Source organism: Flammeovirga aprica JL-4 (assembly GCF_012844305.1).
In the GTDB taxonomy this organism is placed as follows: domain Bacteria; phylum Bacteroidota; class Bacteroidia; order Cytophagales; family Flammeovirgaceae; genus Flammeovirga; species Flammeovirga aprica.
Genome location: NZ_JABANE010000260.1, coordinates 1 through 1,958 on the forward strand (window position 1 = coordinate 1; position 1,958 = coordinate 1,958).

Sequence of the window (1,958 nt, forward strand, 5' to 3'; positions counted from 1 at the left end):
GCTTTCCAGTAGGTGCAAATCCTACCTAAGTAATTTACTGTTCACTTAGAAGAGTTACTGACAGTGATCGCCGTGAGGTGGATAGCTGAAGCTCATTTATCTCAAATAACCAAGCCGTAATACGCAAGTGTGAACCCATAGTAGCTTCGAAAAGGCAGGCGTAGATGGGGAGAGTTTTGACGGTCTCGAACCCTGTTACATTGTATGAATAAACAGTAACATGAAGTACAATGATCTACCGGAGTCATAGGGATGGCGTGGTTATAGATGGAAAGTAACGGAACGTGGGAGATCTGTTATTTCAAAGGTTGGCCACCTTAAACAAGCTGATATAAGTATAGCGAAACTCAGCCTGGTTATAACAGAAGTCGGAGGAGCCCATAGTACTGTCTGACTCTAAGGACAACATAACCTTGGATTAGGGAAGGGGCTCTACTTTAGAAACGCTTATATGAAAGACAGAAAGACCTATATTGACACCGCTCTATTAGTAAGTCCATCTTCTACCAAGACAGATGAACAAGTTCGTGTCTTTCAAAGGAAGCTATACATTCGAGCCAAGCAAGATAAAGGTTTTAAAGCCTATAGCCTGAGTGATAAAATGAGCTTAGGCTACGTGTTAGTCGAATCTTACCGTCGTGTAAAACAAAACTATTCCCATGGCAGAGGTGTCGATAATATGTCTTTTGTCGACATAGAAAAGTATGGAGTATCGAAGTTTCTGAAAGAACTACAGCACGAGCTCCAAACAAATACCTATCGTTGCCAAGCCGTTCGTCAAGTAGAAATACCTAAAGAGAAGAAGGGAGAATTTCGCCTTTTAGGCATCCCGACTATAAAAGATAGAGTCGCTCAAATGGCAGTAAAGATGCTAATAGAACCCTTATGGGAAGCAGACTTTATTGATACCTCTTATGGATTTCGTCCGAAACGAGGAGCTCAAGATGCTGTGAAACAAATCAAACAGAACCTATACGAAGGATACCACTTTGTCTATGATGCTGATTTGTCGAAATACTTTGATACAATCCCTCATGATAAGTTGTTTGTGCTGTTGAAAGAGCGAATTAGCGATAAAGGAATACTCAATATTATCAAGCAATGGCTCCGTGCTCCCAAACAATTAAAGAATGGAAAACGCATACAGTCCAAAATGGGTACACCCCAAGGCGGAGTGATTAGCCCCTTGCTTTCTAATATTTATTTACATGCTTTTGACCGTATTGTTAATAATCCACGAGGCAAGTTTGCCAAAGCCAACATCCGAATAGTTCGCTACGCAGATGATTTTGTATTGATGGGTAACTACTATTACAGTAGAGAAATCCTTGAATATATTGATTCAATCATGCGTAGGATGGGTCTTACGATCAACAAGAACAAGACCTCAATTCTTCATGTACACAAGAAGAGTCTATTCTTTCTGGGCTTTGAATTTCGTTATGTTCGTTCCAAGTTTTCATGGAATACCAAGAAATATACGAACATTCGTCCTAGTATTAAATCAAGAAGTAAACTATTTGCTAATATCCGTGAGCTACTACGCAAACGTCGTCATTGGAAAATAGGACCCTTGATTTACAAACTAAACTCAGTACTGTATGGCTGGTTGAACTACTTTTCTATCAGCAAAGTCACCCATATTTGGGAGACGGTCAAGATTATTGTCAAACAACTTGATTATAAACTCTTCAAGTGGCTCAAAAGTAAAGGACGTAAAGCGCATAAGGTGCTTCGCCAGCGCCCTTATCATTTCTTTGTTAAAAGCAAAGGTCTGTTAGACTTGGAAAAGTATGCCCGCTTGAAAACCCTTGCGAAAGCTCAATGAAGAATTCTATCGGTAAGCCGTATGAGGGAAAACTTCACGTACGGTTTGATGAAGGGGGTTCTGATAGTTTTCTCAAAATGATTACATTTATAATTATTTAAATTGAGAGAGCTATCAGGCTCTACTCTAC

The 1,958-nt window shown here is 39.8% G+C and carries 1 protein-coding gene; it reads left to right on the plus strand.

The features are described from left to right. The first annotated feature begins 451 nt into the window (after positions 1-451). Positions 452-1,828, plus strand: a complete 1,377-nt coding sequence (gene ltrA, locus HHU12_RS33680; RefSeq protein WP_169661112.1) for a group II intron reverse transcriptase/maturase — start codon at positions 452-454, stop codon at positions 1,826-1,828. The last annotated feature ends 130 nt before the right edge of the window (positions 1,829-1,958 follow it).

Coding starts and splice junctions, on each gene's coding strand:
- ltrA (WP_169661112.1), top strand. CDS start 452: ATGAAAGACAGAAAGACCTATATTGACACCGCTCTATTAGTAAGTCCA.